This is a genomic window from Burkholderia latens, from assembly GCF_902499045.1.
In the GTDB taxonomy this organism is placed as follows: Bacteria; Pseudomonadota; Gammaproteobacteria; order Burkholderiales; family Burkholderiaceae; genus Burkholderia; species Burkholderia latens.
The window spans coordinates 22,390-48,586 of sequence record NZ_CABVPL010000032.1; the positions used below are offsets into that span (position 1 = coordinate 22,390).

Consider the following 26,197-nt stretch of genomic DNA (forward strand, 5'->3'; position numbering starts at 1 on the left):
CCGGCATCGATGATTGCGGCCGCGATCGAATCATCGCCGTGCAAATCGGGAAAATCGGCGGGAGATTGCCCGTTGCACGACGAAATAATCATGAGCATTGGACAGAAATCAGTAATCGGCGACGACAGCCGATTCAAGTTCGCGTTGGCGCGCGCCCGAGCACAGCCAGTTCTGGATTAATGCCCGGCTGTATCGCGCGCCGTAATCGTCGCCGTCCGTATCGAGGAGCATGACGTTGCTGCTGACGTCGCCGCTGCCGACTTTCACGTCGGCCTCGCCCACCGCCACATACCATACGCAGCCGACGCTCGCGGCCGGCTGCGTCTCGGTGCAGACCAGCTCGTAGTAGCCGGCGTTGACTGCGCTGATCCCTTCGCCCCACAGATCATGCAGCAGATCCGGCGCCGGTTGACACATATGCTGACGAAAGCGCAGCGCGTAAAACGCCCGCAGAGTCAATCGTACGTATCCATCATTCCAATTTTTTTCCATATCCGTTGTCTAGACGTGACACCTGTTAAAATCGCGTCCGAATCGTTCGGCAAGATTCGCGGCGGCCGGCCAGCGCGGGCCGTTGCAACGCTCTTGTGCGCCCGCGTGGTGATTTACGATAGGCGGTTCGATCGTGCGCATGTGATCGGCGATTATTACAGACCGCCTGAGCCCGGACGAAACCCGAAAAACCTTCAACAAGAAAAAATATCTCCCGACACCATGCTCGCGAGTCGCTACCCGGAAGTTCGAACCCACCCTTGAATCGTTTTTAAAAAGAATCGGTCGACGCATCAACCATACGATATAGCGCCCTTCATGGGTAAGATTGACCGCAAAGGTAATGATATGCATGCCTGGAGAGAAAAGTATCTGAACGGATACACTGCGGCAAAATCCGGGGCCGATGTATTTCTGGAGTTTTCGGCGGACGTGCGGGCGCTGGGATTCGAGCACTGCTCGTTCGGTCTGCGTGTGCCGCTGCCGATCAGCAAGCCGCAATTCATGCTGCAGTCCAACTATCCGCAGACGTGGGTCGAACGCTATGTGAGCCGCAACTATTTCGCGGTGGACCCGACGGTCCGGCATGGGCTCAGTCAGATGAGCCCGTTGATCTGGCGCGCCGACAGCCAGACACAGTGCGTCGAGTTTTGGGAGGAGGCCGACCAACACGGCCTGCGCCACGGCTGGTGCATGCCGTCCGTCAGCCGCACCGGGGCGATCGGACTCGTGACCATGGTCCGATCGGGCGAGCCGATCGACGAGCGCGAACTCGCGGAAAAGGGCTACCAGATGTCATGGCTGGCGAGCACGGCCAACTACGCGATGAGCATGCATCTGCTCCCGCAGTTCGTGCCGGAATATGCGGTCGAGCTGACTGCGCGCGAGCGCGAGACGTTGCAATGGTCCGCCGCGGGGAAAACCTACGCCGAGATCGGCAAGATCATGCATGTCGACGAACGCACCGTCAAATTCCACCTCGTCAACGCGATGCGCAAGTTGAACGCGGCCAACAAGACCGAAGCCGCGGTCAAGGCGACCATGCTCGGGCTTTTATTCTGAAGCGGCTCCGCTCATCCCCACTTTGCCGGCTTTCCATAGCCGAGATCCGCACCCCGCCCCCGATTACCTAGGTAATTGACACCTATCGACCTAGGTAATTGGCCTCCCTACCATGGATTTCGACGCGAATCCAAGCGCCCACACGTAGAGAGGACACGACCATGACCACCCAGGACGTCGACACCAAAACACTCCGGCGCGTGATCGCCGCAGCGTCCATCGGCAATTTCGTCGAATGGTTCGATTTCGCCGCATACGGCTTTCTCGCGACCATCCTGACGCGCGAATTCTTTCCCAGCGGCGACCCGACGGTCGGCCTGCTGAAGACCTTCGCGGTCTTCGCGGTGGCCTTCGCATTTCGTCCGCTGGGCGGGCTGATCTTCGGCGTCATCGGCGACCGGATCGGCCGCAAGCGCACGCTCGCGCTGACGATCCTGATGATGGCCGGCTCGACGACGCTGATCGGCCTGCTGCCGACCTACGCGAGCATCGGCTACTGGGCGCCGTTGCTGCTCACGATCATCCGCTGCGTGCAGGGCTTCTCGGCCGGCGGCGAATACGCCGGCGCATGCGCGTACGTGATGGAACACGCGCCGCGCCGCCGCCGCGCATTCTTCGGCAGCTTCGTGCCGGTATCGACGTTCTCGTCGTTCGCGTGCGCGGCCGTGGTCGCCTATCTGCTCGAATCGTCGCTGTCGTCGCAGACGATGATCGACTGGGGCTGGCGCGTGCCGTTCCTGATCGCCGCGCCGGTCGGTCTCATCGGCGTCTACCTCCGTGTGAACCTCAATGAAACGCCCGCGTTCCAGGCGCTCGAAGGCAAGCACGACATCGCGCATGCGCCGCTGATGGAAACGCTGCATTCGCAGTCGTGGAACATCCTGAAGCTCGGTGCGTTCGTGTCGGTGACGGCGCTGTCGTTCTACACGTTCACCACCTATTTCGCGACGTATCTGCAAGTCGCCGGCCACCTGTCGCGCGGCACGTCGCTGCTCGTGACGGTTCTCGCGCTGTTCTTCGCGGCAGCGTTGTGCCCGGTCGCCGGCTTCTTCTCCGACCTCGTCGGCCGCCGCGCGACGATCGCGACGACCGGTATCTTCATCATCGTGTCGGTGTATCCGGCGTTCTCGCTGGGCGGTTCCGGCGTGTTGTCGCACTCGCTGCTGGGCGTCGCGCTGCTGGCCATCGGCGCGGTGTTCTCCGGCGTGGTGACGGCACCGCTGATGTCGGAAGTGTTCGCGACGAAAACCCGCTATACGGCATCGGCGATCACGTACAACCTCGCGTACACGATCTTCGGCGGCACCGCGCCGCTCGTCGCGACGTGGCTGATTTCCGCGACCGGCACGAACCTGTCGCCCGCGTATTACCTGATCGCCGTGTCGATCTTCGCGATGATCGGCGGCCTCGCGCTGCCGGAAACGTCGAAGACGGCACTCGAAGATGCAGGCCCGGCCACCGCCAGAACCGGCCAGTCAGCGAAGCGCGGCGTCGAAGGCGCGGTTTGAGACCACGCCGGCTTCTTCGGCCGGCGCGGCAGCATCATCGTATCGGGAGACACCATGACGAGCCTTCACGATTCCAGCATCATCATCGACGGCCTGAACATTTCGAAGTTCGAGCGCTCGGTGTTCGAAGACATGCGCCACGGCGGCGTCACGGCCGTCAACTGCACGGTCTCCGTGTGGGAAGACTTCCAGAAGACGATCGACAACATCGTGGAGATGAAGCAGCAGATCCGCGAATACGGCGAGATCCTCACGCTGGTGCGCACGACCGACGACATCCTGCGCGCGAAGCAGGAGAACAAGACCGGCATCATCCTCGGCTTCCAGAATTCCTATGCGTTCGAGGACAACCTCGGTTATATCGAAGTGTTCAAGGAGCTCGGCGTGAACGTCGTGCAGCTCTGCTACAACACGCAGAACCTCGTCGGCACGGGTTCGTACGAACCCGATGGCGGGCTGTCCGGATACGGTCGCGAAGTGATTCAGGAGATGAACCGCGTCGGGATCATGGTGGATCTGTCGCACGTCGGCGCGAAAACGTCGTCCGACGCGATCGCCTGTTCGACGAAACCGGTCACCTACTCGCACTGCTGCCCGTCCGCGCTGAAGGCGCATCCGCGCAACAAGACGGACGATCAACTGCGCGAGATCGCGGAAGCGAACGGCTTCGTCGGCGTCACGATGTTCATGCCGTTCCTGCGGCGCGGCGCCGACGCGACCATCGACGATTATCTCGAAGCGATCGAATACGTGATCGACGTGATCGGCGAGGACAAGGTCGGTATCGGCACCGACTTCACGCAGGGCTACAGCACCGAGTTCTTCGACTGGATCACGCACGACAAGGGCCGCTATCGTCGTCTGACGGACTTCGGCAAAGTGGTCAATCCGGAAGGGATCCGAACGATCGGCGAATTCCCGAACCTCACGGCGGCGATGCAGCGTGCGGGCTGGAGCGAGTCGCGGATCAGGAAGGTGATGGGCGAGAACTGGCTGCGCGTGTTCGGCGAAGTGTGGAACGTTTGAAGCGGACGATACCTGCACCTGCGCTTACGCAACCACGATGCAGCCACAATTGCCGATCGACGTCGATCCGGACACCGGTGTCTGGACCACCGACGCACTGCCGATGCTGTACGTGCCGCGGCACTTCTTCACGAACAATCATGTGGCCGTCGAAGAAGCGCTCGGCCGCGAAGCGTACGCGGAGATTCTTTATCAGGCCGGCCACAAGTCGGCCTATCACTGGTGCGACAAGGAGGCGACGCAGCACGGCCTCAGCGGCATGGCGGTATTCGCGCACTATCTGAAGCGATTGTCGGAACGCGGCTGGGGAGTGTTCAGCATCGCCGAAGCCGATCCGTCGAAGTCGCATGCGCGCATTCATCTGCATCATTCGTCGTTCGTGCTGGCCCAACCCGACAAGCACGGCAAGCTCTGCTACATGTTCGCAGGCTGGTTCGCCGGCGCGATGGACTGGGTCAACGACACCGCGCCCGACACGGCGATCAAGGGCCCGCGCGCGCGCTCGGCGGAAGTCCAGTGTGCGGGCGAAGGGCACGACTGCTGCGTCTTTCACGTCGGATGACGAGCCGCTCGCCCGCGCTGCCGCTACAATCGAACAGGAGCCAACCCGCCCGATAGCGTTGGTCCGGACACGGTTCGGACCCGTCGACACGATGCCGAACATGACCGACACGATGCCCGCCCTCGACTACGAAGATCTCTTCAGGCACTTGCCTGTCGCGGCGATCGTGGCGAGGGAGCGGATCATGATCGACTGCAACGAGAAGGCGTTGCAACTGTTCAGGGCGACGCGCGACGACATCATCGATCAGTCGTTCGCGAAGCTCTATCCGCAGCAGAAGGACTTTGCGACGACGGGCAGGCGCCTCGCGCCGTTGCTCGCGAAACATGCGGGGTTCAGCGACGACCGCATCATGCGGCGCGTTGACGGCAGTCACTTCTGGGTCACCGTCTGCGGTTTCGGATACAACCCGAAGCGGCCGTTCGAGCTGGCGATCTGGACGTTCACCGATCTGTCGGAGAACGTGAAGCATCCCGATGTCACGAGTACGCTGACGGATCGCGAGCGCGACGTCGCGGCGCTGCTCGTGCATGGCCTCACGAGCAAGGAAATCGGCAAGGAGCTGAGCATCAGCCCGCGGACCGTCGATATTCATCGCGCGAGCTTGTTGCGCAAGTACGAGGTGCGCACGACGCATGATCTGATTGCGTGTTTGCTGGCGTGAGGGGCGCTGAGGAGCGCGGATTTCGACAACACGTCGTGCGTCCGCGCGACAACGGAAAGGTGGGGCGCACATTTCTGCGGACGTCGCTTGCGGACCCACTTCGGTCAGTCGCAACCCGATACCGAGCGGCAACTTTTCCAATTTGGAATCGCGATGGCCCAAATGCCAGCCTCCTGATTCACAGCTCACTATCCACGCATACGATGACCCTTTTTTGGAGGTTCGTATGTCCCGAATCCTTGCAATTGATCATGTCGCTATCACCGTAGCTGACCTCGCGGCAAGCTGTGCATTTTACGATGACCTCTTCGGGACAGAAGTCGTCGCCGAGCATGTCATAGACGGCCAGGTGCTCGTGCGCCAACTTGCAATTGGCGGCGCGGTCCTGAGCGTTCATCAAAAGGGCAACGGGATCGAACTGGTCGCCGGGCTTCCAACGGTAGGGGCAGCCGACATATGCCTCCGCTGGAATGGCTCGGTGAGCGACATGCTCGGCGTGCTCAAAGAAAAAAGCGTCGACATCCTTGAAGGTCCAGTTGCTCGGATGACCGCAGACAAACGGCCAAGTCAATCAGTGTTCTTTCGCGATATCGACGGCAATCTTCTAGAACTCATGGCCGCCGACGATGCCAGGGCAAGCGAGCGATAGCCCAGCAACCACAAAGCGGTCATCCGCCTGCGAAGTATGGAGGACGGCTCCTGGCCATCTCCTGCCGCCGAAGTATGTAACGAGCGCGGGTTCCAATGGCAGCCTGCTGATCACGAAGCGTAGCCTTCTTACCGGGAACCTCTTTCCGTTCGGCCGACTGGGCTCAAACAGCAGCGGACAAGCTATCCGAAAACCCGAGCCCATATCGCGCGGATGCGTCGCGCGCGGTCTTCGAGCAGATACGAGGCCGCGAGCGCCAAGAGACCAGAAATCACGCCCGTCACGATGTGCTCGACATACGGGATACGGTAGTGACTCGTGTGTGAGTACGCGCCGCCCACCGTTGTCAGGACACCGACGATCAGCGCATTGCCATATCGATGCGCGTAGAACTTCGCCGCGGGCGTGAAAGTCAGCAGTACAGCCAGGAGCCCGGTAAACAGCCCCGTCTGAAATGCAATGGTCCAGTGGGCGACGCTGAGGATGTTTCCCCAACTGCCCGGCATGCACGTCATGCACGCGCTGGTCGGCTGCCAGAAACGCTGGACGAATAGTCTGACGCGCTGCTTCCACTCGGTTGGCATGATGCATTCCCGTCAATGCCGTCGTCACGGCAGGCGCCGCATGGATCTTCGAATCGCCTTCCAGATCATCTGACGAACTGGCCTCGCTTGCGGATGGAGCCGACGTTGCACCGTAGCGGCCAAGCCATAACCCGGACATTGGGCAATACTACTCCACGACTGAACGGCCGCAGTGCCGACCGGGACCGATACCTCCGTTGTCCCAATTCCGCTGCATCAGCGGCCCCCTCGACCGCCCGACAAAAGAAAAAAGGCCCGGCAAAGCCGGGCCAACCACATTGAGAACACAAGGAGAATCCCGCCCACCCCACACCGGGCGGTCACGCCGCGCTACACGACGTTCTTTTCGACGATCGGCCGGTTTTCCAGCACACGCTCCCAGCCGAGCGACGACAGGTCGAGCGATTCATACCGCCCGCCCAGAATCAGCTCACTCACCCCACGCCCGGTCGCGGGCCCTTGCTGCAGCCCATGGCCGCTATACCCGTTCGCGAACACGACGTTGTCGAGCTCCGGGTGATATCCGATGATCGCGTTGTGATCGAACACGTTGTACTCGTAGTATCCGGACCAGCAGTTCTCCACCCGCAGCGCCTCGAATTCCGGCACGCGATTCGCGAGCGTCGGCCAGATCACCTCATCGAACAGGTCATGATCGACTTCGTCGAGCGGCAGATCGTCGGGATCGCGGTCCGGGCTCGGCGACGTCCCGCAGATATACGTGCGCCCTTCCGGCCGGAAATACACGCCGGTCGGATCGATCAGCAGCGGACAATCGGTCAGCTTCGCCGGCGACGACACGTTGAAGATGCTGCGGCGCCGCGCATACACCGGAATGTCGATGCCCATCATTGACGACAGCGTGCGCGTCCACGCGCCGGCCGCATTGACGAGCGTGTCGCACGCGTAGCGCTCGCCGTCGCTCGTCACCACGTGCGTAACCTTGCGGCCATCGCGCGCAACGCCGGTCACGTCGGCCGGCACATAGCGCGCGCCGAGCGCCTGCGCCTTCTTGCGCAGCGCCTGCACGAGCCCGTACCCGTCGAACCACCCTTCACCGCTCGCGCCATACGCGCCCGACACGAGATCGTCGACGTTCAGCCACGGAAACTTCGCGCGCAGCGCATCGCGATCCATCAACCGGATATCGGCACCGAGCTTCGTCTGCAGCGCATGGTTCTCGCGCAGCGTCGCATCGCCGGCGGGCGTCGCGAGGAACAGGTAACCGCCTTCATGCAGATCGATCGACGGCCGCGTGCCGTCGACCTCGAGCCGCTCACCGATATTGCGCAGGAACTCGATACCGAACAGCGACATCTGGATCGACAGCGGCGTCGAGAACTGCTGGCGAATCGACGCGGCCGACAGCGCCGATGACGACCTCGCATAGGTGGAATCGCGCTCGATGACGGTCACGGAAACCGTCGGATCGGTGGCGCGCAGGAAATAGGCGATCGAGCTGCCGATCACACCACCGCCGACGATGACGACTTGAGAACTCACGACTGACTCCAGTTGCACGTAAAAGACGCGGCCAGCCCGCCGCGCCCGAAGGTTGTTCGTGCCGCATCGCGCTCGCGCCGTGCGCGGCACACCGCGACCGCCCGGCGGATCGTCCCGACATGCGCCGCGAACGCGTTCGATCGATTCGGCTATTTCAGCATGTCCGGCATCGCCGCGAAAGTCCGCGCGCGTCGGCTATTTCAGGTGTTCAGTCCGCCGTTTGCGTGGTGACGGGCTGCCACGCGGCGTTCTTCACTTCATACAGCGTCGAGCTCGGGTTCTTCAGGTCGCCCGTGTTCGTGAACGCGATCGTGCCCGTGATGCCGTCGTAGCGCGTGCTCTTCAGCGCGCCGTTGAAATCGGCCGGCTTCGTCGAGTTCGCCTTCTGCATCGCGTTGATCGCGATCCACGTCGCGTCGTACGCGAACGGCGCATACGCGAGCATGTCGACGCCGTACTTCTGCCTGAATTTCGTCTCGAACTGCTTGCCCTTCGCGAGACGCGCGAGCGGCTGTCCGTATTCCCACACGGCCGCGCCTTCCGCGGCGCCGCCGGCGAGCTTGATGAAGTTCGCGTTCATCACGCCGCCGCCGGCCAGGAACTGCGCGCGGATGCCGAGCTGGCGCATGCGCTTGACGAGCATCGCCGACTGCGCATCGAGGCCGCCGAAGAACACCAGGTCGGCATTCGCACTCTTGATCTTCGTGAGTTGCGCGCTGAAGTCGACGGCCTTGTCGTTCGTGAATTCGCGCGCGACGATCGTGCCGCCGCTCGCCTTCGCGGCCTTCTCGAATTCGTCGGCTTCGCCCTGGCCGAACGCGGTGCGGTCGTCGATGATCGCGATGCGCTTGGCCTTGGTCACGCTCGCCGCATACGCGCCCGCGTTGCCGGCGTTCTGCGCGTCGGTGGCGATCACGCGATAGACGGTGCCGAGCCCCGCGCGCGTGATGTCGGGATTGGTCGCCGACGGCGTGATCATCGGAATGCCGGCCTTCGCGTAGATCTTCGATGCGGGCAGCGTCGTGCCGGAATTGAAGTGGCCGATCACGACGGCGACCTGCGCGTCGGCCAGCTGCTGCGCGGCCTGCACGCCGATGCGCGGATCGCTCTGGTCGTCCTGCGACGCGACGACGAATTTCACCGGCTTGCCGCCGATCGTCGTGTGCGCGGCGTTCGCTTCATCGACGGCCATTCGCACGCCGTTCTCGATGTCCTTGCCGTACGCGGCGCCGCCGCCGGTGAGCGGCACGGCCACGCCGACCTTCACGACCGTCTCCTGCGCGTCGGCCGCGCCGGTCTGGAGCGCGAAGATCGCGGCGGTCAGCGCCATGCCCGAAAGCGAACGAATGCGGAACGTCATCGGCTAATCCTTCTTCTGTGGGTCGAGATGCGACGCGCGACCATCGCGCGCCGGCGGCCTCCCGCGTGCCGGTGTCGAGGACCGCGGTTCCGTCTCCGGGGAACCTGTCAGCGCGAAAGAGGTGAGCCGATTGTGGGTAGCCAATACGCGTGCAGCAAACGAAATATCGGAACTACGTTGTGCGGAATTGTCATCAAGTGCGCGATGCGCTTGACGGCGCGCGGCCCGCGCGGCGGCGGGCCGGAACGGAAAACCTCATGCGTGATGCGCGCGGAAGCCGTTGCAGCAAGGCCGCGCGGGGTGATGCCGATGCAGAATCATCGCGGTATCAGGCGGCGTAACGGCATCACGCAGCGCGACGCGAAGCGGCGCGCATCGCCCGGTTCGGTCAATGACGGTCACGCCCGATGTGCGTGTCGGTGCCCGTATGGTGGCGCACCGCGTCCGCCGCCTCGCCGGCCTTCTCCTGCAGCTTGCCGGCCTGCTGTTCGGCGAGGCCTTCCGCTTCCGCCGCGCGGTCGCCCGTCACCTTGCCGAGCGCTTCCTTGACCGAACCTTTCACTTGTTTGAGCTTGCCTTCGATGCGATTCCTGTCCATGGTCGTCTCCTGCGATGAGTTGGGGAGAGAGCCGCCGGCACGGCAGCGTGCGCCGCACCGCCGAGCGGACAGGATCGCAGCCGCGCGCCGCGCGCGGCAGATGCGGATGCACCAGCCGGGATGGTGCATTCGCCCCAAGCGCGCCATATCGCGGCGTCAGTCGCCGGCGTTTTTCTCGGTACTTTTGTCGCCACGTGCGCCGTTCGGCTCGGCCGCGCCGACGACCCCGCGCTCGCGCGCCCACACGATCGCCTCGCCGCGGCTGTGCACGTCGAGCTTCGCGTAGATCGTCGCGACGTGATTGCGCACGGTATTCGGCGCGAGCCCGAGCCGGCCGGCGATCTCCTTGTCGGCGAGGCCATGACACAGCAGGTCGAACACGTCGCGCTCGCGCGCAGTGAGGTCCGACAGCTGCGCGCCCGCGTCCGGTGCATTCGCGCGGCGCACGTTCGCCAGTTTTTCGATCAGCGTGCGGCTGAACCATGACGCGTCCTGCATCGCGGTCTCGATCGCATAGACGAGCTCCATCTCCGTGCGCTTGCGATCGCTGATGTCGAGCAGCGCGATCAGCAGGCAATCCTGCCCGTGGATCGCGACCGGCTCCGCCGACACGACGCAATCGCGCACGTCGCCGTCACGCGTGCGGATCTGCACGTCGGCGTTGCGCACGTTGCCGTCGCGCGCGAGCTGGCCGTCGATCTGCTGCCGCGCGCCGCGCTCGGCCCACAGGCCGATCTCGTCCGCCGACTTCCCGAGCAGTTCGTCGCGCGGATGGCCGGTCATTCCGACGAACGCATCGTTCACGTCGAGCAGCGCGAACCCGTCGGCCGTGACGATCATGGTCGCGACCGGCGCCATCCGGAACGCCTTCGCGAAGCGTTCCTCGCTCTGCCGCAGCGCGAGCTCGGCCTGCTTGCGCGGCTCGAGATCGGTGAAGGTGAACAGCATGCACGCCTCGCCGTTCATGTCGATCGGCTGCCCGGCAACGACGACTGCGTTCGGGCTGCCGTCCGCGCGCTTGAGCACGGCTTCCATCTGCGGGATCGTCGCGCCGTCGCCGAGCCGCTCGATCGCGAGTTCGCGCCGCTCCGCCTGTTCGAGCACGTCGATCTCGTAGACGGAGCGGCCGAGCACGTCGTCGCGCGCGTGGCCGGTCATGTCGAGGAAGCCTTGATTGACTTTCACGTAACGCAGGTCGTCGAGCCGGCAGATCACGGCCGGCGCCGGGTTCGCGTTGAACGTGCGCTCGAAGCGGTCCTCGGCGCTCGCCCATTCCGTCGCGTCGTGCAGCACGAGAGCGAGGCAGTCGGGCTCGCCGGCCGCGTTCGTCAGCACGAGGCTGCGGATCCGGTGAACCCAGCTCACGTTCTCGTCGGCGGCCGATTCGACTTCGACCGTCACGTCGCTGAACTCCTCGCCGGCGATCACGCGGTCCATCGGATAGTGGCCGTCGCGCACCGGATGGTTGTTCCGGTAGCGCAGCCGGAAGCGCTCGCGATATTCGGTGACGTCCGCGCCGAGCGCGTCGAGCTCGGTGACGCCGTGCATCGCGAGCGCAGCCTCGTTCGCCCACACGATGCGCTGGTCGGGTTCGATCAGGATCACGCCCTCCGTGAGCCCCGCGATGATCTGGTGCAGCTGGCGCCGGTCGGTATGCGACTTCAGCACCTGTTCGTTTACTCGTTCGTCCATTGATGATGGGTCACGTCGTCTGCATGGTTGCCGGTCCGATCGCATCCGCGCGGATGCGCGCCGCGGCGATGGCGGCGACGCGCGGATGCACTATGCGCAATAGTACATTCGCGTGCAGCGCCGCCTGCGTGCGGTACCCCGCCAAGCCGCGCACGGCGCGCCCCGCGCCGCTATCGCGCGCGTCACGCACGTCGCGTCGCATCTGCCGTTCCCGCCGCGTCGTTCCGTCCCCGTGCAAACGCACTAGTTCATCCGGTGAATTTGCGCGATGTCCGCGTGCATTCATCCCGGTACGCTGGTACTGCATCGGCGCTCATGCGCTGCCCATCCATACCGCAGAGGAGGATCACCTGATGAAACTGCATCAGACACCCGATCCGACGCGGCCCGAGCCGGCCCCGGACAATCCGCCCGAACCTTCGCCGGGCACCGATCCGCCGGTGCCGCTGCCGCCCGACGTGCCGCGCCCGGACATGCCGCCGCGCGAGCCCGGCTACGACACGCCGATCGCGCGTTGACTTGGCGGGAACGCGGCGTGCTTCGCGTTCACCGATTCATCCATTCACCAAGCCATCGAAGGAGAACATCAATGAACAAGACCTCGCACCTTTCGACGCTGCTCGCCGCGAGCGCGGCTTTCCTGCTCGCCGCCGCACCGCTGACGAACGTACAGGCGCAGACCCAATCGGCGTCGTCGAGCGACAGCACGATGTCGAGCAAATCGGACCAACCCGTGACCGACACGTGGATCACGACCAAGGTGAAGAGCGAACTCGCGACGACCAAAGGCGTGAAAAGCACCGACATCGAAGTGAAGACCGTGGACGGCGTCGTCACGCTGACGGGCGTGCTGCCGTCGAAGGTCGCCGTGAAAAAGGCCGTCGCCGTGACGCGTTCGATCAAGGGCGTGAAGCACGTCGACTCGTCCGGCCTGAAGGCGAAGGCCTGAGCCGTCACGCGGCCGAGCGCCGCGCTTTTCTCCCCGAACTCCAGGAGCACACCATGAACGAGGACAAGATCAAGGGTCAATGGAAGCAGTTGACCGGCAAGCTGAAGGCCAAGTGGGGCAAGCTCACCGACGACGACCTCGCAGTCGCCGAAGGCAACCGCGACTATCTGGTCGGCAGGATCCAGGAACGTTACGGGATCGCCCGTGACGAAGCCGAGCGCCAGTTGAAGGACTTCGATCGCGAGCTGTGATGCGCCGGTCGTCTCACCCCGCCGCGACGCATCCCGCGTCGCGGGCCACGTGGAGGACAACGACATGGGCAAATATCTGCTCGCATGGATACTCGGCGTACCGATCGGCGTGCTGGTGTTGATCTATCTGATCATGCACGTATTCTGACGATCGCGCCGCCGATTCAGCGCAAACGGGCCAATGGCTGCTTCAGCCATCGGCCCGTTTCTTTTCCCGCGTGCGCCGCGCGTTACTTCGCCGCGTTCGCCGTCATCTTGAAGATGCCCTGCGCGTTGCCCGCGTCGAAACGCAGGTCCGTGACCCAGCGGCGCGCCGCCTGGTCGAACGTACGGCGCCGCGTGATGAATTCGTAGAACGAGCCCGGCACGTTGCGCTTCACCATGCCGCCGTCGCGCGTACGGAACTCCCGCTCGACAATGTCCGCGCGGTACGCGGTCTGGAACACGCGGCCCGAACGCGAGCGCTCGACTTCCGGCTTCATCGGCCGGCCCTTCGCCTTCTCGTCGTCGGACAGCTTGAACACGTCGGCCACGCGATCGGTCGCATGATTGAACGCGTTGCCTTCGGTCGCGATCCACGCCATCTCGGCCGATTCGAGCAGCAGCGTGTCGTAGTCGAGCTCGTTCGGCACATCGTGCTGGCGCGCGAACGCGCCGACGATTTCCGGCAGCAGCGCATGCGCGGCGTCGAGCGGCAGCCAGCCTTCGCGCTCGATCTCCCACAACAGCGCGACGGCCGCCGGCGACAGCGGATCGCGCGACGAGCCGACGACGTTCGTCACCGCCTGCTGGAATTCCTTCGAGAAGCGCTCCGGATGCAGCTCGCTGACGAAGAACTGCGCGATCTCGTCCGGCGCGTCCTCGTGCGCGTATGCGCGGCCGGTCATCCCGAGCTTGTCGAGCGGATAGCGGCCGTTCAGGCGAAAGCCGAGCGGACGCAGGATCCGCGTGAACGCGGCTTCGCCCGGCGGCAGCGCGCCCGTGTGCGGCCAGCGCACCGTGCGCAGCGCGCCATGGTCGAAGTACACCGACCCGCCGTTCGCGACGGTCTCGGCCGTGTACGCGCGGCCGTTCGCCGAACGCTCGAGCAGCCCTTCGAACAGCGCCATGTTCATCGCCTGCGCGATTTCCGCGCGCGTGACGACGTCGGCTTCCCATTCGTCGAGGATGGCCGGCATGTTCAGGGTCGCGAACAGGGCGTCGGTCTTCGCCTGTCCCAGCAGCTTGGTCAGCAAGCTCTCGATATTCGGATTGCGCATCAGGATTCTCGTGTTCGGGGGACTGCCGGAAAAACCTGCCGGCAACTCGGTGGCCGGCCCGCCGTGCGGGGCGCGTGGCCTTGCGTGGGATGCATTATTCAAAGGGTTGCAGCGGCGCGTAAAGCGAGATTAAATTGACACGTGATGAGTTTTTGGAATTATTCACGTCCCCGCACCCGCCCGCCGCCCGCTTCGCGCGGGCGCGTTCGTCAGACGATACGAGCATATGCGCAAATTCAAGATCCCCAACATGGGTGCGCTCGTGGCCTTCGAAGCCGCGGCGCGCCACGAGAGCTTCACGCACGCGGCGAAGGAGCTGTTCCTGACCGAAAGCGCGGTGTCGCGGCAGATCGCGACGCTGGAGGCGAGCCTCGGCGTGCGGCTGTTCGCGCGCGTGAAGCAGCGCGTCGTGCTGACGCGCGCCGGCAAGCTGTACGGCACGCAGGTGCGGCGCGCGCTGGAGGCGCTCGACCGCGACACGCTGTCGATCATCGCGCACGGCAGCGGCGGCGGCTATCTGGAGCTTGCGGTGCTGCCGACGTTCGCGTCGCATTGGCTGATCCCGCGCATCAAGAGCTTCTACGACCGCACGCCGGACGTGCGCGTGAACATGGGTAGCCGCACCGACCTGTTCTCGTTCGAGGACACGCACTTCGAGGCCGCGATCCACTACGGCAAGCCGACCTGGCCCGGCACGTCGTCCGACTATCTGTTCGGCGAGGAAGTCGTGCCGATCTGCTCGCCCGCGCTGCTGAACGGGCCCGTCGAGCGCGTGGAAGACCTGCTCGCGTATCCGCTGCTGCACTCGACCACGCGCCCGGGCGCATGGGCGCAATGGTTCGACGCGCACGGCGTCGACGACATCCGCACGATGCAGGGCGTGCGCTACGAGCTGCACACGATGCTGATCAGCGCGGCCGCGGCCGGCCTCGGCATCGCGCTCGTGCCGAAATTCTTCGTCGAGGAACAGTTGCAGCAGCTCGGCCTCGTCGTGCCGTGCGACGCGGCAACCGTCGGCGATTCCGCGTACTACCTCGTGTATCCGACGGAATTCAGCCACAGCAAGCCGCTGGAGCTGTTTCGCGCGTGGTTGCTGGAACAGGCGAGCGCGTATGCGGCGCCGGGGCAGGACGCACACGACGCCGATGACGAAGACGACGAGGACGTCGAGTAGCGGCGCCGTGGCGCCGCCGTCATGGCGCGGCCGCCCCGCATGCGTGCCGCGCCGCCGCGTGACGGATCGCCGGCACTCAGGCGCGGGTCATCGTGAAGAAGACCCGCACCGCGCGCGTCACATATGCCACTTCACCGTGGCGGTCAGCGTGCGCGGATCGCCGGGCATGTTGTACAGATCGGCATTGCCGTGCGCGGAAATGAAGTACTTGCGGTTGAACAGGTTGTCGAGCGTGAGCGTCACGTCGACCTTCTTGCTGCGATAGCCGGCGCCGAGATTGAACACCGTGAACGACGGCAGCGTGACCAGATCGCTGGCCGACGTGTAGCGCGCCGACTGGAACTGCATGCCCGCCGCCGCGTAGAAACCATACGGCAGCTCGCGCTTGAGCCACAGGCTCGCGCTGTGCCGCGGCATCAGCCCGGGCGTGTTGCTCGACAGCGCGAGGCCGGCCGCCGTCGACTGAGGCGAGCCGTCGACCGTGCCGTTCAGGTACGCGTAACCCGCATACACCGACCATTTCGGCGCGATCTGCCCGGTGAAGCCGAGTTCCGCCCCGCGCACGTGCTGCGTGCCGATCGGCAGCGCATAGCCGGGATTCGCCGGGTCGCCGATCTGCTGGTTCGTCTGCCGCATGTCGAACAACGCGACGCTGGCCGTCGCCTTGCCGCCGATGTCGAAGCGCGAACCGATTTCGTATGCGGTCGTCTTTTGCGGCGCGAGCGCGGCGCCGTTCGCGAACGCGCCGGAACTGATCAGCGTGTCGGCCAGCGGCGAGAACGACTGGCTGAACGAACCGTACAGCGTCAGCCAGTCGAGCGGTTCGTACATCAGGCCGACACGCGGGCTCCACGCATGATCGGTGCGATCCAGATTGACGTTCGACGACGTGTAGTCGTGGCGAATCTGGTTCAGGTAGTCGAAGCGCAGGCCGGCGAGCACCTTCCAGTGTTCGGTCAGCGAGATCAGGTCTTGCGCGTAGACGCCCGCGAGGCCGACGACGGTCGACGCGTTCGTCTTCGCGCGCGCGCCGATCGGCACGCCGGGCAGGACGACCGGCTGCGGATTGAAGAGATCGTAGGTCGCGACCTTCGTCACGTTGTAGACCGTGTCGAACTTCTGCTGCTGCGACAGCTCGAGCCCGTACAGCAGCTCGTGGCGCATGCCGAACAGCGACGTCTTCTGCGTGAGTTCGAACAGCCCGTCGATGCCGTGATCGGCGCGCTGGCGCGTCGACTGATCGAGCGTGACGACCGGATGCGCAGCGGTCTTGATCGGCTCGTACGTCACGTAGTTCTTCCGCTCGAGCGAGAAATCGTACGCGCGGATCGCGCCGTGGAACGACAGCGAATCGTTGAAGCGGTGATCGAGCGACACCGTCGCGCTTTTCGCCGAGATGTCGTTGTACGAACTGTTCACGCCGTCGGCCGACCCGTAATACGTGTTGATCGGCACGTCGACCGGCCGGCCGCGATACGCGGGCAGCCCTTGGTCGGACGTACGGCGGTCGTGCAGGTAGTCGAATTCGACGTTCAGCACGGTGTCGCTGTCGAGCTTGAACTGCGCGGACGGCGCGATCGCCTGGCGGTTCAACTGGAACTGGTCGCGGAAGCTGTTCGAATTCTCGGCCGCGCCGGTGATGCGAAAACGCGCTGCGTCGTTCGCGTTCCAGCCCAGGTCGAATTCGCCGCGCCGCTCGCCGCGCGTGCCGAGCGTCACGCCGACGTCGTTCACCGGATTCGCCTCCGGCCGCTTCAGCACGCGGTTCACGATCCCGCCCGCCGAGCCGCGCCCGTACAGCACGGCCGCCGGCCCTTTCAGCACTTCGACGCGCTCGACGTTCGACAGGTCGCGATAGTAGAGCGCGTCGTCGCGAATGCCGTCGACGTACTGATCGGTGATGCTGTTGAAGCCGCGAATCGTGATCTGGTCGCGCTGGCCGTCGCCCACCGAGAAGCCGATGCCCGGCACGTTGCGCAGCGCGTCCTGCAGCGACGTCGCGTTCTGGTCCTCGATCACCGCGTGCGGGACGACGTTCACCGTCTGCGGCACGTCCATCAGCGACATGTCGGTCTTGGTCGCCGCGCGCGAATGGCCGCCGTCGTACGACGCACGCTCCGCCGATGCGTTGACGGAAATCGCGGGCAAGGTCGCCGCGGTATCGCTTGCCTGCGCGCAAGCCGCGCGTGTACCGGCAAGCGACGACGCAATCAGAAGGACGTGGCACGCGCTCTTGTTGAGTTTCATCGTTGAAGTGAAGGCAGAAGGAAAACGGTAAGCGGCAACGCGCCCGGCCGACGCGCGAATCATCGGGCGAATCGGCGAGCGGACGCCTTTCCGCACACGACGAACCGCGCACCGAGGATCGCCCCGCCGCGCAGGCCGGCATGCCCGGCGCAAAAAAGCCGTAACGACTTGTCACGGCTCGTAACGGAGCGGAATAATAAACGAGAATGATTCGCGTTATTAATCAATTTCCAACATGTCGCCTGCATGCAACGTACATTCGGCCGACAGTGCGGATTCCTGACGAAAAGCCTTCAGTTTCGCGCGTCGTTACGCGAATTTCGTAATGGAAAAGAAAGAAACGGGGCGAGCGTCGCGCGCAATGACCGCGAGAGCGGCAGCCGCGTCGGGATACGGCGAAAAGATGAAAGAGGATCGCGACGGACTCGCTGATGGAGACGGGAACCGTTCCTGGGTCCGGTGCGCGCCGGGCCGGGGAACCCCGACCCGGCGCTCCGGGCAGCCGACCTCGCATCGGCAGCGCGGCGGACCTTCTCTTGTTCCTTCACTGCGTGTGATCTCTCAGGTTCCGGGGCGTTTTTTACTTCACCGCGCCCGGCCATTATCCGCGCAATCCGGTCAAAGTGAAACGTTTGCGCGTGCACCGAACCGCTTATATCCGGCATTTGGACACAATCATACGAATGCCTTACGGTCTGCGCGATCGCATTCGGCAATTCTTGCAATCGGCGCGGCGTTCCTTTTTAATGGAACTGGTTCCATCCGCCGTTTCGGCCAGCGCCGTCGCGTGACGCGGCGGCGTCCGCGCGTCATCATGCCGATTCAGGATCGATGAACGTTCAGCTCAGGATTCCGCATCGCCCGTCCTTCCCGGACACCCGTCAAACGAGACCGTCATGCCCGATTCCGCCTCCCTGCAGCAGTTGTTTCCCGCCTATCAAGACATCCCCGCCGAGTTCCGGCTCGCGGCGCCGATCCACCAGCGCGTGTCGCTGGTCGACGGCGAGCTGCGCCCGTGGGACGGCGCGACCAAGACCGTGCTGTCGCCGGTGTGCGTGCGCCAGCCGGACGGCAGCGTCGCGCAGATGGAGATCGGCAGCTATCCGGTGATGGGCGAGACGGAAAGCGACGCGGCGCTCGATGCCGCGGTGCGCGCGTACGACTCGGGCCGCGGCGAATGGCCGACGATGAAGGTCGAGCAGCGCATCGCGTGCATGCAGGACTTCATCAAGCGGATGGTCGCGCAGCGCGAGCTGGTCGTGAACCTGATCATGTGGGAGATCGGCAAGAGCCTCGCCGATTCGCAGAAGGAGTTCGACCGCACCGTCACGTACATGACGCAGACGATCGACGCGCTGAAGGAGCTCGACAACGCGAACTCGCGCTTCGTGATCGCCGAAGGCACGATCGGCCAGATCCGCCGCACGCCGCTCGGCGTCGTGCTGTGCATGGGGCCGTACAACTATCCGCTGAACGAAACGTTCGCGACGCTGATCCCCGCGCTGCTGATGGGCAATACCGTGGTGTTCAAGCCGCCGCAGTACGGCACGCTGCTGTTCGAGCCGCTGCTCGAAGCGTTCCGCGACGCGTTCCCGAAAGGCGTGATCAACACGATCTACGCGCCGGGCGCGGTGGTCGTGCCGCACATGCTCGCGTCGGGCAAGATCAACGTGCTCGCGCTGATCGGGTCGAGCAAGGTCGCCGATCATCTGAAGAAGCAGCATCCGAAGTCGCACCGGCTGCGCGCGATCCTCGGCCTCGACGCGAAGAACGCGGCGATCGTGCTGCCCGACGCCGATCTCGACCTCACCGTGAAGGAGTGTCTGCTCGGCGCGCTGTCGTTCAACGGCCAGCGCTGCACCGCGCTGAAGATGCTGCTCGTGCACCGCTCGATCGTCGACGCGTTCCTGAAGCGCTTCACCGCCGCGCTCGAGCAGCTGAAGATCGGCATGCCGTGGGAGAAGGGCGTCAGCATCACGCCGCTGCCGGGCATGCATCGCACCGCGTACATGACGGAAGCGATCGACGACGCGAAGGCGCGCGGCGCGCAGGTCGTCAATCATCACGGTGGCGAGTTCAGCAAGACACTGTTCTATCCGGCCATCGTGTATCCAGTGACCGAAGGGATGAAGCTGTACCGCGAGGAACAGTTCGGGCCGGTCATTCCGGTCGCGGCGTTCGACGACGTCGAAACCGCGCTCGACTACGTGACGACGTCCGAGCACGGCCAGCAGGTCAGCATCTTCGGTTCGGACCCGGCGCAGATCGGCGCGCTCGTCGATCCGCTCGTGAACCAGGTGTGCCGAGTGAACATCAACTGCCAGTGTCAGCGCGGGCCCGACGTGTTCCCGTTCGCGGGGCGCAAGGACTCGGCGGAAGGCACGCTGTCGGTGACGGATGCGCTGCGCGCGTTCTCGATCCGGTCGATGGTCGCCGCGAAGCAGACCGAAGGCAGCAAGCAGTTGCTCGATTCGATCGTGTCGGACCACTACTCGAAGTTCATCAACACGGGCTTCATTTTCTGAAGCGCCGACGCACGGCCGATACGATCGGCGATCCGCCGCAGGTTCGCGCGGCGGATCGTTCGTTCATACGTTCGACGCAAGCAGCCTGATGCCGGCGAGCCCGAACACCACCGCCAGACACGCTTCCATCGCGCGCCGGCCGCGCACGTACAGCCGGCGGGCGCCTTCCGTCGAAAACACCAGCGCGTAGCCACCGAACACCGCGCATCCGATCGCGATGCAGCCCGGCACGACGGCCCCGTGCGACGCGCCCGCGCCGTTCGACGACAGCGCGACGATCGACACCCACACCAGGATTGCTTTCGGATTCGTCAGATGCAGCATCGCGCCGCGCGCGTAGAAGCGCGACAGTCGTTGCTCGGCCGCGGCCTTCGGCGCGGCGGCCGCGCTAGCCGACCACGCGGTGCGGCCCGACTTGAACGCGAGCCACAGCAGGTACACGCCGCCGAACAGCTTGATCGCGACCAGCAGCTTCGACCATGCGAGCAGCGCCGCCGACACACCGAGCGCGGCGACCGTCGCCCAGAACATCGAACCCGAGATCACGCCCAGCGCGAACGCGAGCGCGGCCTTGCGGCCATGGTTCGCGGCGACCGACATGATCGCGAGGTTGCTGGGGCCGGGGCTCGCCGTGCCGATGAAGTAAGCGGTGTAGGCCAGCAGCAGGTTGGCCGAGAAGAAGGCGTGGACGCTCATGTCGAACCTCGCGGGGATGATGCCGCGATTGTTCGCAATCCCCGCCCGGCTGCCCATGGACAATTGTCCGGGTATTCGCTGGGCCAGTTCAGCGGCGCACGCCGGTCCGTTGCGTACGCATCCGAATCGTGGCCAGCACGAACGTCTCTGTTATGAAACATCCGGCACACGCATCGCGGCGTTCCGTCGTGCGGCAATGTCCGCGGCGCTTGCCATGCAGAACCGAGCCGGCGCCCGGCGGACAGGCACGCGACACCGCCGGCCCTCGCGCGCGGTGCCGCGCCGGCTGTTCCGCAACGGAAACACGCGCGCGGTTTCGACGCGGCGTTACGTTACATCGCTGAAGCATTTCATCGTCCGCGGTCTGCCGCGCGGCCGATCATGACGGCGCGCGGCGTTTGAATGCGCGCGTCGATTTTCCGTGCGAGCCAGTCCCGGCGGGACGCGGTGGCCGTTGCCGCGATCCGCGTCAACATTGCTCAACAATTGGTTCCGACGCTGGTACGGAATCTGCATTCGCATTGCAGTGACTGCCGCGCCGCCGATCGGCGCGGCCACGAACCCGGCTCGGGATCCGTCCACCGGAGATGCCCGAACGACCCACGCAAGCAACGAGGCTCGTCATGGATGCGCTGCCCAACTCGTCCGATACGTCGTTCCAGCTCTTTCTCGCGAAACTGCTCGAACAGCCGCAGCCCGAATGGACCGAAAAACAGCAGATGGAACTCGAGATGGCGCGCTCGCTGTCGACCCAGATGGTTCAATACGCGGAAGGCATGCGCGGCGGCAACGCGGACCTCGCGCGCTGCCTCGTGCTGCTGCGCTACGCGAAAGTCCTCGACTTCATGCTGACGTCGCTCGCCGCGCGCCGCGACATTCATCCGCAGACGCTGCGCACGCTGTTCCGGCTCGCGAACCTGAAGGTCGACGATGCGTATCCGGTGTGAGCCGGCATCAGGCCACGCATCGCGTCGCGTTCACCGTCAGCCCGCCGTCCGCCCCGCCATCCACTTCCGGTAACGCCGCGTCTGGCACTTCGCGGCCACCTGCTGCGACACCAGCGCGCGCAGCGGCGACACGCGCGGATGCGTGCGCCGGCCGGCGCTCAACCGCGCGAGCTGAAACTTCACGACGGCCATGTTCGCGAGCGAACCCAGCGTCTTGTTCTTCCAGCGGATCGGCTGCAGCGCCGGCGCGCTGTCCTTGCCGGCCCGCCAGTCGCGCGGCAGGTTCGGATAGATCGACAGCGCGGTCGCGATGCCGACCATCGCGACGCCGCTCGCGACGACCTGCTCGGCCACCGCGCGGCGCCGGATTCCGCCCGTGACCATCAGCGGCATCGCCGCGACGGCCGTGATGTCACGCGCGAACTCGAGGAAGTACGCTTCGCGGGCCAGCGTGCGCCCGTCGCGCGCCTCGCCCTGCATCGCCGGTGCTTCGTAGCTGCCGCCCGACAGCTCGACGAGGTCGACGCCGAGCGGATTCAGCAGCTCGACGACGCGCTTCGCATCGTCCGCGCTGAAGCCCCCGCGCTGGAAATCGGCCGAATTCAGCTTCACCGCCACGGCGAACGCCGGCGATACCGTCGCCCGCACGTCGCGCACGATGTCGAGCAGCAGACGCGCGCGGTGCTCGATGCCGCCGCCCCACCCGTCCTGCCGACGGTTCGTCAGCGGCGACAGAAACTGGCTCAGCAGATAACCGTGCGCCGCGTGGATCTGCACGCCGGTGAAGCCGCTTTGCTCCGCGAGCTGCGCGGCACGCACGAAGCGCTGCCGCACGCCGGCGATGTCGGCTTCGGTCATCTCCTTCGGCACCGGAAACTGCTTCGACAGCGCGCCGAGCGCGAGCGGCACCGCCGACGGCGCGAGCGTCGGCTGGCCGAGCGCTGCCTGCATCTGCCGCCCCGGATGGTTGATCTGCATCCATACGTGCGCGCCGCCGGAGCGCGCGACCTGCGCCCAGCGCCGGAAGCGGCCGAGATGCGCGTCGCTGTCGAGCACGACGCCGTTCGGTCCCGTCATCGCGCGGCCGTCGACCATCACGTTGCCGGTCAGAATCAGCCCGGCCCCGCCGTCGGCCCACGCCTGGTACAGGCGCAGCAACGCGTCGGACGGCGCGTGATCCGCATCGGCCATGTTCTCTTCCATCGCGGCCTTCGCGAGCCGGTTCGGAATCACCGCACCGTTGGGCAGAGTGAGGGGCGCAAACAGGTTCATGGTGGTGGGCATCCTCGATTGACGATGCCCAACCATAACTTTAAAGTCAGCTTCAAGGTCAAGCCCCCTGGAGCACGAAATGAAGATCGGCGAGCTGGCACGCGCCAGCGGCATCGCGGCGTCGCGCATCCGCTTCTACGAAGCGAGCGGCCTGCTCGAACCGGCGCGCCGCCAGGCGAACGGCTATCGCGAATACGGGCCGGAAGCGCTGACGCGGCTCGCGATCATCGATCGCGCGCAACGCGCGGGCTTCGCGCTCGACGAAATCCGCGCGGTGCTACCGCCGGACCTCGGCGCGTGGCCGCGCGACGAACTGCTGGCCGCGCTGCGGCACAAGGTCGACGAAATCCTGCTGCTCGAACAGCGGCTCGCGCAGAACCGGCGACACCTCGAAGTGCTGATCGACGAAATCGCGAACAAGCCCGCCGGCGAGGATTGCGCAGGTGCCGCGCAGCGCATGCTCGACAAGCTGGGCAACGAAGCCGACGACGTGGCGCCGGCGGTCGAGCCCATGACGCGCCCGCGGCTGAGGCCGGTCCGCAAGCGCGCGTGATCGTGTCGCGCGTGCGATGCGCGAGCGCTGCTGCTTCATCGACTTCCGGATGCGCGGCCGGCCTTGCGCGCGGCCGCGCGGATTTGCTTACGTCGCAGGTAATCGACGCGCGGCGCCGGCGCGCCGATCATGGCTTCACCGATCAACGCATTGCATCGACACGCTGGAGCCCGCCATGACCGCCTACGCGATCGCCCACCTGCACGACGTAGAAATGTGCGACGACATCGTCGAATACCTGGAACGCATCGACGGCACGCTCGCGCCGTTCGACGGCCACTTCGTCATTCACGGCGCACGGCCCGACGTGCGCGAAGGCGTGTGGCGCGGCGACCTGATCGCGATCGCGTTTCCGGATCTCGCGACCGCGCGCGCATGGTACGAATCGGATGCGTACCAGCAGATCCAGCCGCTGCGCGCGCGGCACGCGAGCGGCCCGCTGATCCTGATCGACGGTGTCGGCGAGCGGCACAACGCGACCGACATCCTGCGCTGAGCGCCGGCGCGCGAGCCCGCCGCCGCGCTTACTTCGCGTTGCGCTCCATCGGCTCGCCGACGACGAAACCGCCGCCCTGGTAGCGCTGCGCCGGATCGTCGTAGTCGGCGGTCGGCGCCGTCACCGGGAACAGCCCGGCGAACTGCTCGGAGCTGTCCTGCGGCCGGAAGCCGAGGAAGCCGACCTTCGTGTTGTCCCACCACTTCACCGGGTTGTCCGACGCGCCGTAGACGATCGCGTGCCCGACGCGGTTCGTCAGCAGCGAACAGCGCACGAGCTCGATGAAGTCGCGATAGCTGAGGTACGTCACGAGCATGCGCGGGTTCTTCGGGACTTCGAACGACGAGCCGATCCGCAGGCACACCGTTTCGATCCCGAAGCGGTCGAAGTAATAGCGCGACAGCGACTCGCCGAAGCATTTCGTCACGCCGTAGAGGCTGTCCGGACGCAGCGGCGCGTCCGCATCGAGCACTTCCGTGACCGGATGGAAGCCGATCGCGTGGTTCGAACTCGCGAACACGACCCGCTTCACGCCGTGCTTGCGCGCGGCTTCGTACAGGTTGTACGTGCCGGTGATGTTCGCATCGACGAGATCGTCGAACGGCGCATCGATCGAGATGCCCCCGAGGTGGACGATCGCGTCGACGCCGTCGACGAGGTCCATCACCGCCGGCCGGTCGGCCAGATCGACGACACGGGTTTCTTCGTGCGTGGCCGCATCGCCCAGCGCGGCGATGTCGCTCACGCGCACGATGTCGGCCCAGTTCGCCAGCGCGCCGCGCAGCTGGCGGCCGAGGTTGCCGGCCGCGCCGGTCAGCAGCAGGCGTTTGAACGGCTTGCGTGCGCCGGTGGAGGTGGCGTTCATCGAATCTGTCTCCTTGAAACTGGGCTGGATGTACCAAAAATATAGCGAAGATCGGAAAACGTTTTCCAACTATACGCGGGACAAAAGCCGGCCGTCAATGGCCGAAGCCGCTCGCGGCCATCCGCATTTTCCCGATATCGCCCGCTGGCCGGATGCCGGCTTTTTCTGCCACAATCGGGCGCAATCGAACGAAAACGTTACCCTCCCGATGAAAAAAGTTTCCCCGACGATCCGCGACGTGGCCGCGGAAGCCGGCGTGTCGGTCGCGACGGTATCCAAGTACGTGAACGGCACGCAGCGCTTCTCGCCGACCGTCGAAGCGCGGCTCAAGGAAGCGATCGAGCGGCTCGGCTACCGCTCGAACCCGCTTGCGCGCTCGATGATCACCGGGCGCACGCGCACCATCGGCGTCGTGATTCTCGACATCAGCAACCCGCACTTCACGAACATCGTCAAAGGCGCGAACCGCGTCGCGCTCCAGCACGACTACACGCTGCTGCTCGTCGATACCGAAGAGAACCAGGCGCGCGAACGCTCGCTGATCGAGGCGCTCGCGCAGCGTGTCGACGGGCTGATCGTCAGCACGCGGATGCCCGACGACGAGGCCGGCTGGATGCTCGACCTGCACAAGCCGCTCGTGCTGCTGCGGCGCAGCCCCGGCCTGCCGATTCCGAGCGTCGGCATCGACAACAGGCTCGCCACCTACATGCTCGCGCGGCACCTGCTCAATCTCGGCCACACCCGCATCGCGTACCTCGGCTTCGGCACCGCACGCGTGAACGACGAACGGATCCAGGGCGCGCGCGACTGCCTCGCCGAAGCGGGGCTTACGCTCGACGTGCACGACGCGCACGCGCCGACCGCCGAAGCCGGCGAGCGCGCATGCTCGCGCGTGATGCTCGGACCGCAGCGGCCGCAGGCCGTGATCTGCTACAACGACCTGATCGCGCTCGGCTTCATGAAGGAAGCCGCATCGCTCGGGTTCAGGCTGCCGCAGGACGTGTCCGTTGCCGGCGTCGACAACGTGCCGTACGGCGAATACGCGGCGCCGCCGCTCACCACCATCGACATCCAGAGCGAGAACATGGGCGAGCTCGCGATGCAGAAGCTGATCGACGCGCTCGCCGGACGCACCGATGCGAGCTACTCGACGTTCGAGCCGCGGTTGATCATGCGTGCATCGACGGCCGCGGCCGGTTGAGCCGGTCGAAGCGCGTCGAGCCCTTCCGGCTGGCGAGCACCGCGTCCGGGCGCTTCAAACAA

General features: G+C 65.2%; 28 protein-coding genes. 16 read left to right on the top strand and 12 right to left on the bottom strand.

Features of this window, described 5'->3' with window-relative positions; translation table 11 throughout:
• Window positions 1–108 precede the first annotated feature (108 nt).
• Entirely contained in the window at window positions 109–492 is a 384-nt protein-coding gene (locus tag BSE24067_RS20555) for a DUF4902 domain-containing protein (RefSeq protein ID WP_151063848.1), read from the bottom strand.
• A 318-nt stretch (window positions 493–810) separates the two neighbouring features.
• On the opposite strand from BSE24067_RS20555, the gene BSE24067_RS20560 reads away from it, so the two are divergent.
• The 6 genes from BSE24067_RS20560 to BSE24067_RS20585 all read left to right on the top strand — a co-directional run bounded on the left by BSE24067_RS20560 (window position 811) and on the right by BSE24067_RS20585 (window position 5,963).
• The gene (locus tag BSE24067_RS20560) at window positions 811–1,554 is read left to right on the top strand and encodes an autoinducer binding domain-containing protein (RefSeq protein ID WP_244122295.1); all 744 of its coding nucleotides are present in this window, start codon (window positions 811–813) and stop codon (window positions 1,552–1,554) included.
• A 161-nt stretch (window positions 1,555–1,715) separates the two neighbouring features.
• Complete coding sequence (locus BSE24067_RS20565; RefSeq protein WP_151063847.1) at window positions 1,716–3,062, top strand: MFS transporter; 1,347 nt, start codon at window positions 1,716–1,718, stop codon at window positions 3,060–3,062.
• Window positions 3,063–3,116: 54 nt separating this feature from the next.
• Window positions 3,117–4,088, top strand: a complete 972-nt coding sequence (locus tag BSE24067_RS20570; protein ID WP_151063846.1) for a dipeptidase — start codon at window positions 3,117–3,119, stop codon at window positions 4,086–4,088.
• A gap of 37 nt (window positions 4,089–4,125) precedes the next feature.
• Complete coding sequence (locus BSE24067_RS20575) at window positions 4,126–4,650, top strand: DUF5943 domain-containing protein (protein WP_151063845.1); 525 nt, start codon at window positions 4,126–4,128, stop codon at window positions 4,648–4,650.
• A gap of 91 nt (window positions 4,651–4,741) precedes the next feature.
• Entirely contained in the window at window positions 4,742–5,314 is a 573-nt protein-coding gene (locus BSE24067_RS20580) for a PAS and helix-turn-helix domain-containing protein (protein ID WP_151063844.1), read from the top strand.
• 226 nt (window positions 5,315–5,540) lie between these two features.
• Window positions 5,541–5,963: a VOC family protein gene (locus BSE24067_RS20585; RefSeq protein WP_151063843.1), complete on the top strand. Its 423-nt coding sequence runs from the start codon at window positions 5,541–5,543 to the stop codon at window positions 5,961–5,963.
• 182 nt (window positions 5,964–6,145) lie between these two features.
• On the opposite strand, the gene BSE24067_RS20590 is transcribed toward BSE24067_RS20585, so the two are convergent.
• The 6 genes from BSE24067_RS20590 to BSE24067_RS20615 all read right to left on the bottom strand — a co-directional run bounded on the left by BSE24067_RS20590 (window position 6,146) and on the right by BSE24067_RS20615 (window position 11,902).
• Window positions 6,146–6,547, bottom strand: a complete 402-nt coding sequence (locus BSE24067_RS20590; protein WP_151063842.1) for a hypothetical protein — start codon at window positions 6,545–6,547, stop codon at window positions 6,146–6,148.
• A gap of 330 nt (window positions 6,548–6,877) precedes the next feature.
• Window positions 6,878–8,050 (bottom strand): NAD(P)/FAD-dependent oxidoreductase, encoded by a 1,173-nt coding sequence (locus BSE24067_RS20595; RefSeq protein WP_151063841.1) that lies wholly within the window; start codon window positions 8,048–8,050, stop codon window positions 6,878–6,880.
• Window positions 8,051–8,258: 208 nt separating this feature from the next.
• The gene (locus BSE24067_RS20600) at window positions 8,259–9,410 is read right to left on the bottom strand and encodes a branched-chain amino acid ABC transporter substrate-binding protein (protein ID WP_151063840.1); all 1,152 of its coding nucleotides are present in this window, start codon (window positions 9,408–9,410) and stop codon (window positions 8,259–8,261) included.
• 388 nt (window positions 9,411–9,798) lie between these two features.
• Window positions 9,799–10,008, bottom strand: coding sequence for a CsbD family protein (locus tag BSE24067_RS20605; protein ID WP_151063839.1), 210 nt, complete (start codon window positions 10,006–10,008; stop codon window positions 9,799–9,801).
• Window positions 10,009–10,164: 156 nt separating this feature from the next.
• Window positions 10,165–11,700, bottom strand: a complete 1,536-nt coding sequence (locus tag BSE24067_RS20610; protein WP_151063838.1) for a helix-turn-helix transcriptional regulator — start codon at window positions 11,698–11,700, stop codon at window positions 10,165–10,167.
• A 10-nt stretch (window positions 11,701–11,710) separates the two neighbouring features.
• Complete coding sequence (locus BSE24067_RS20615) at window positions 11,711–11,902, bottom strand: hypothetical protein (protein ID WP_151063837.1); 192 nt, start codon at window positions 11,900–11,902, stop codon at window positions 11,711–11,713.
• Between the two features lie 151 nt (window positions 11,903–12,053).
• On the opposite strand from BSE24067_RS20615, the gene BSE24067_RS20620 reads away from it, so the two are divergent.
• The 3 genes from BSE24067_RS20620 (at window position 12,054) to BSE24067_RS20630 (ending at window position 12,900) form a co-directional block, all read left to right on the top strand.
• A complete protein-coding gene (locus BSE24067_RS20620; RefSeq protein WP_167357956.1) occupies window positions 12,054–12,218 on the top strand; it encodes a hypothetical protein in 165 nt (54 codons plus the stop codon).
• Window positions 12,219–12,289: 71 nt separating this feature from the next.
• Window positions 12,290–12,649: a BON domain-containing protein gene (locus BSE24067_RS20625; protein WP_151063836.1), complete on the top strand. Its 360-nt coding sequence runs from the start codon at window positions 12,290–12,292 to the stop codon at window positions 12,647–12,649.
• A 53-nt stretch (window positions 12,650–12,702) separates the two neighbouring features.
• A complete protein-coding gene (locus tag BSE24067_RS20630) occupies window positions 12,703–12,900 on the top strand; it encodes a CsbD family protein (RefSeq protein ID WP_151063835.1) in 198 nt (65 codons plus the stop codon).
• A 230-nt stretch (window positions 12,901–13,130) separates the two neighbouring features.
• Here the strand turns inward: BSE24067_RS20630 and BSE24067_RS20635 are convergent, their stop codons facing one another.
• Window positions 13,131–14,159, bottom strand: coding sequence for a DUF1338 domain-containing protein (locus BSE24067_RS20635; RefSeq protein ID WP_151063834.1), 1,029 nt, complete (start codon window positions 14,157–14,159; stop codon window positions 13,131–13,133).
• A 226-nt stretch (window positions 14,160–14,385) separates the two neighbouring features.
• Here BSE24067_RS20635 and BSE24067_RS20640 point away from each other — a divergent pair, with 226 nt between their 5' ends.
• Window positions 14,386–15,333 carry a LysR family transcriptional regulator gene (locus BSE24067_RS20640; RefSeq protein WP_151063833.1) on the top strand — a complete coding sequence of 316 codons (948 nt, stop codon included), beginning with the start codon at window positions 14,386–14,388 and terminating at the stop codon, window positions 15,331–15,333.
• Window positions 15,334–15,450: 117 nt separating this feature from the next.
• Here the strand turns inward: BSE24067_RS20640 and BSE24067_RS20645 are convergent, their stop codons facing one another.
• Window positions 15,451–17,580 carry a TonB-dependent receptor gene (locus tag BSE24067_RS20645; protein WP_151063832.1) on the bottom strand — a complete coding sequence of 710 codons (2,130 nt, stop codon included), beginning with the start codon at window positions 17,578–17,580 and terminating at the stop codon, window positions 15,451–15,453.
• Between the two features lie 896 nt (window positions 17,581–18,476).
• On the opposite strand from BSE24067_RS20645, the gene BSE24067_RS20650 reads away from it, so the two are divergent.
• Complete coding sequence (locus BSE24067_RS20650) at window positions 18,477–20,105, top strand: NADP-dependent glyceraldehyde-3-phosphate dehydrogenase (RefSeq protein ID WP_151063831.1); 1,629 nt, start codon at window positions 18,477–18,479, stop codon at window positions 20,103–20,105.
• Window positions 20,106–20,168: 63 nt separating this feature from the next.
• Here the strand turns inward: BSE24067_RS20650 and BSE24067_RS20655 are convergent, their stop codons facing one another.
• Window positions 20,169–20,801, bottom strand: a complete 633-nt coding sequence (locus tag BSE24067_RS20655) for a LysE family translocator (protein ID WP_151063830.1) — start codon at window positions 20,799–20,801, stop codon at window positions 20,169–20,171.
• Here BSE24067_RS20655 and BSE24067_RS20660 point away from each other — a divergent pair.
• Both BSE24067_RS20660 and BSE24067_RS20665 read left to right on the top strand, forming a co-directional pair.
• Window positions 20,800–21,186 carry a hypothetical protein gene (locus tag BSE24067_RS20660; RefSeq protein WP_151063829.1) on the top strand — a complete coding sequence of 129 codons (387 nt, stop codon included), beginning with the start codon at window positions 20,800–20,802 and terminating at the stop codon, window positions 21,184–21,186. The two genes, BSE24067_RS20655 and BSE24067_RS20660, sit on opposite strands and share 2 nt — an antisense overlap.
• Window positions 21,187–21,424: 238 nt before the next feature.
• A complete protein-coding gene (locus BSE24067_RS20665) occupies window positions 21,425–21,748 on the top strand; it encodes a DNA-binding protein (protein WP_151063828.1) in 324 nt (107 codons plus the stop codon).
• A 36-nt stretch (window positions 21,749–21,784) separates the two neighbouring features.
• Here the strand turns inward: BSE24067_RS20665 and BSE24067_RS20670 are convergent, their stop codons facing one another.
• Window positions 21,785–23,020 carry an NADH:flavin oxidoreductase/NADH oxidase family protein gene (locus BSE24067_RS20670; RefSeq protein WP_151063827.1) on the bottom strand — a complete coding sequence of 412 codons (1,236 nt, stop codon included), beginning with the start codon at window positions 23,018–23,020 and terminating at the stop codon, window positions 21,785–21,787.
• Window positions 23,021–23,099: 79 nt separating this feature from the next.
• Between BSE24067_RS20670 and BSE24067_RS20675 the strand changes: the two genes are divergently transcribed.
• On the top strand, window positions 23,100–23,573 hold the full coding sequence (locus tag BSE24067_RS20675; RefSeq protein WP_151063826.1) for a MerR family transcriptional regulator: 474 nt from the start codon (window positions 23,100–23,102) through the stop codon (window positions 23,571–23,573).
• Between the two features lie 175 nt (window positions 23,574–23,748).
• Window positions 23,749–24,069: a DUF1330 domain-containing protein gene (locus BSE24067_RS20680; protein WP_151063825.1), complete on the top strand. Its 321-nt coding sequence runs from the start codon at window positions 23,749–23,751 to the stop codon at window positions 24,067–24,069.
• 28 nt (window positions 24,070–24,097) lie between these two features.
• Here the strand turns inward: BSE24067_RS20680 and BSE24067_RS20685 are convergent, their stop codons facing one another.
• Window positions 24,098–24,934 carry an NAD-dependent epimerase/dehydratase family protein gene (locus tag BSE24067_RS20685; protein ID WP_151063824.1) on the bottom strand — a complete coding sequence of 279 codons (837 nt, stop codon included), beginning with the start codon at window positions 24,932–24,934 and terminating at the stop codon, window positions 24,098–24,100.
• A 97-nt stretch (window positions 24,935–25,031) separates the two neighbouring features.
• Between BSE24067_RS20685 and BSE24067_RS20690 the strand changes: the two genes are divergently transcribed.
• On the top strand, window positions 25,032–26,135 hold the full coding sequence (locus BSE24067_RS20690) for a LacI family DNA-binding transcriptional regulator (RefSeq protein ID WP_151063823.1): 1,104 nt from the start codon (window positions 25,032–25,034) through the stop codon (window positions 26,133–26,135).
• Window positions 26,136–26,197: the final 62 nt, after the last annotated feature.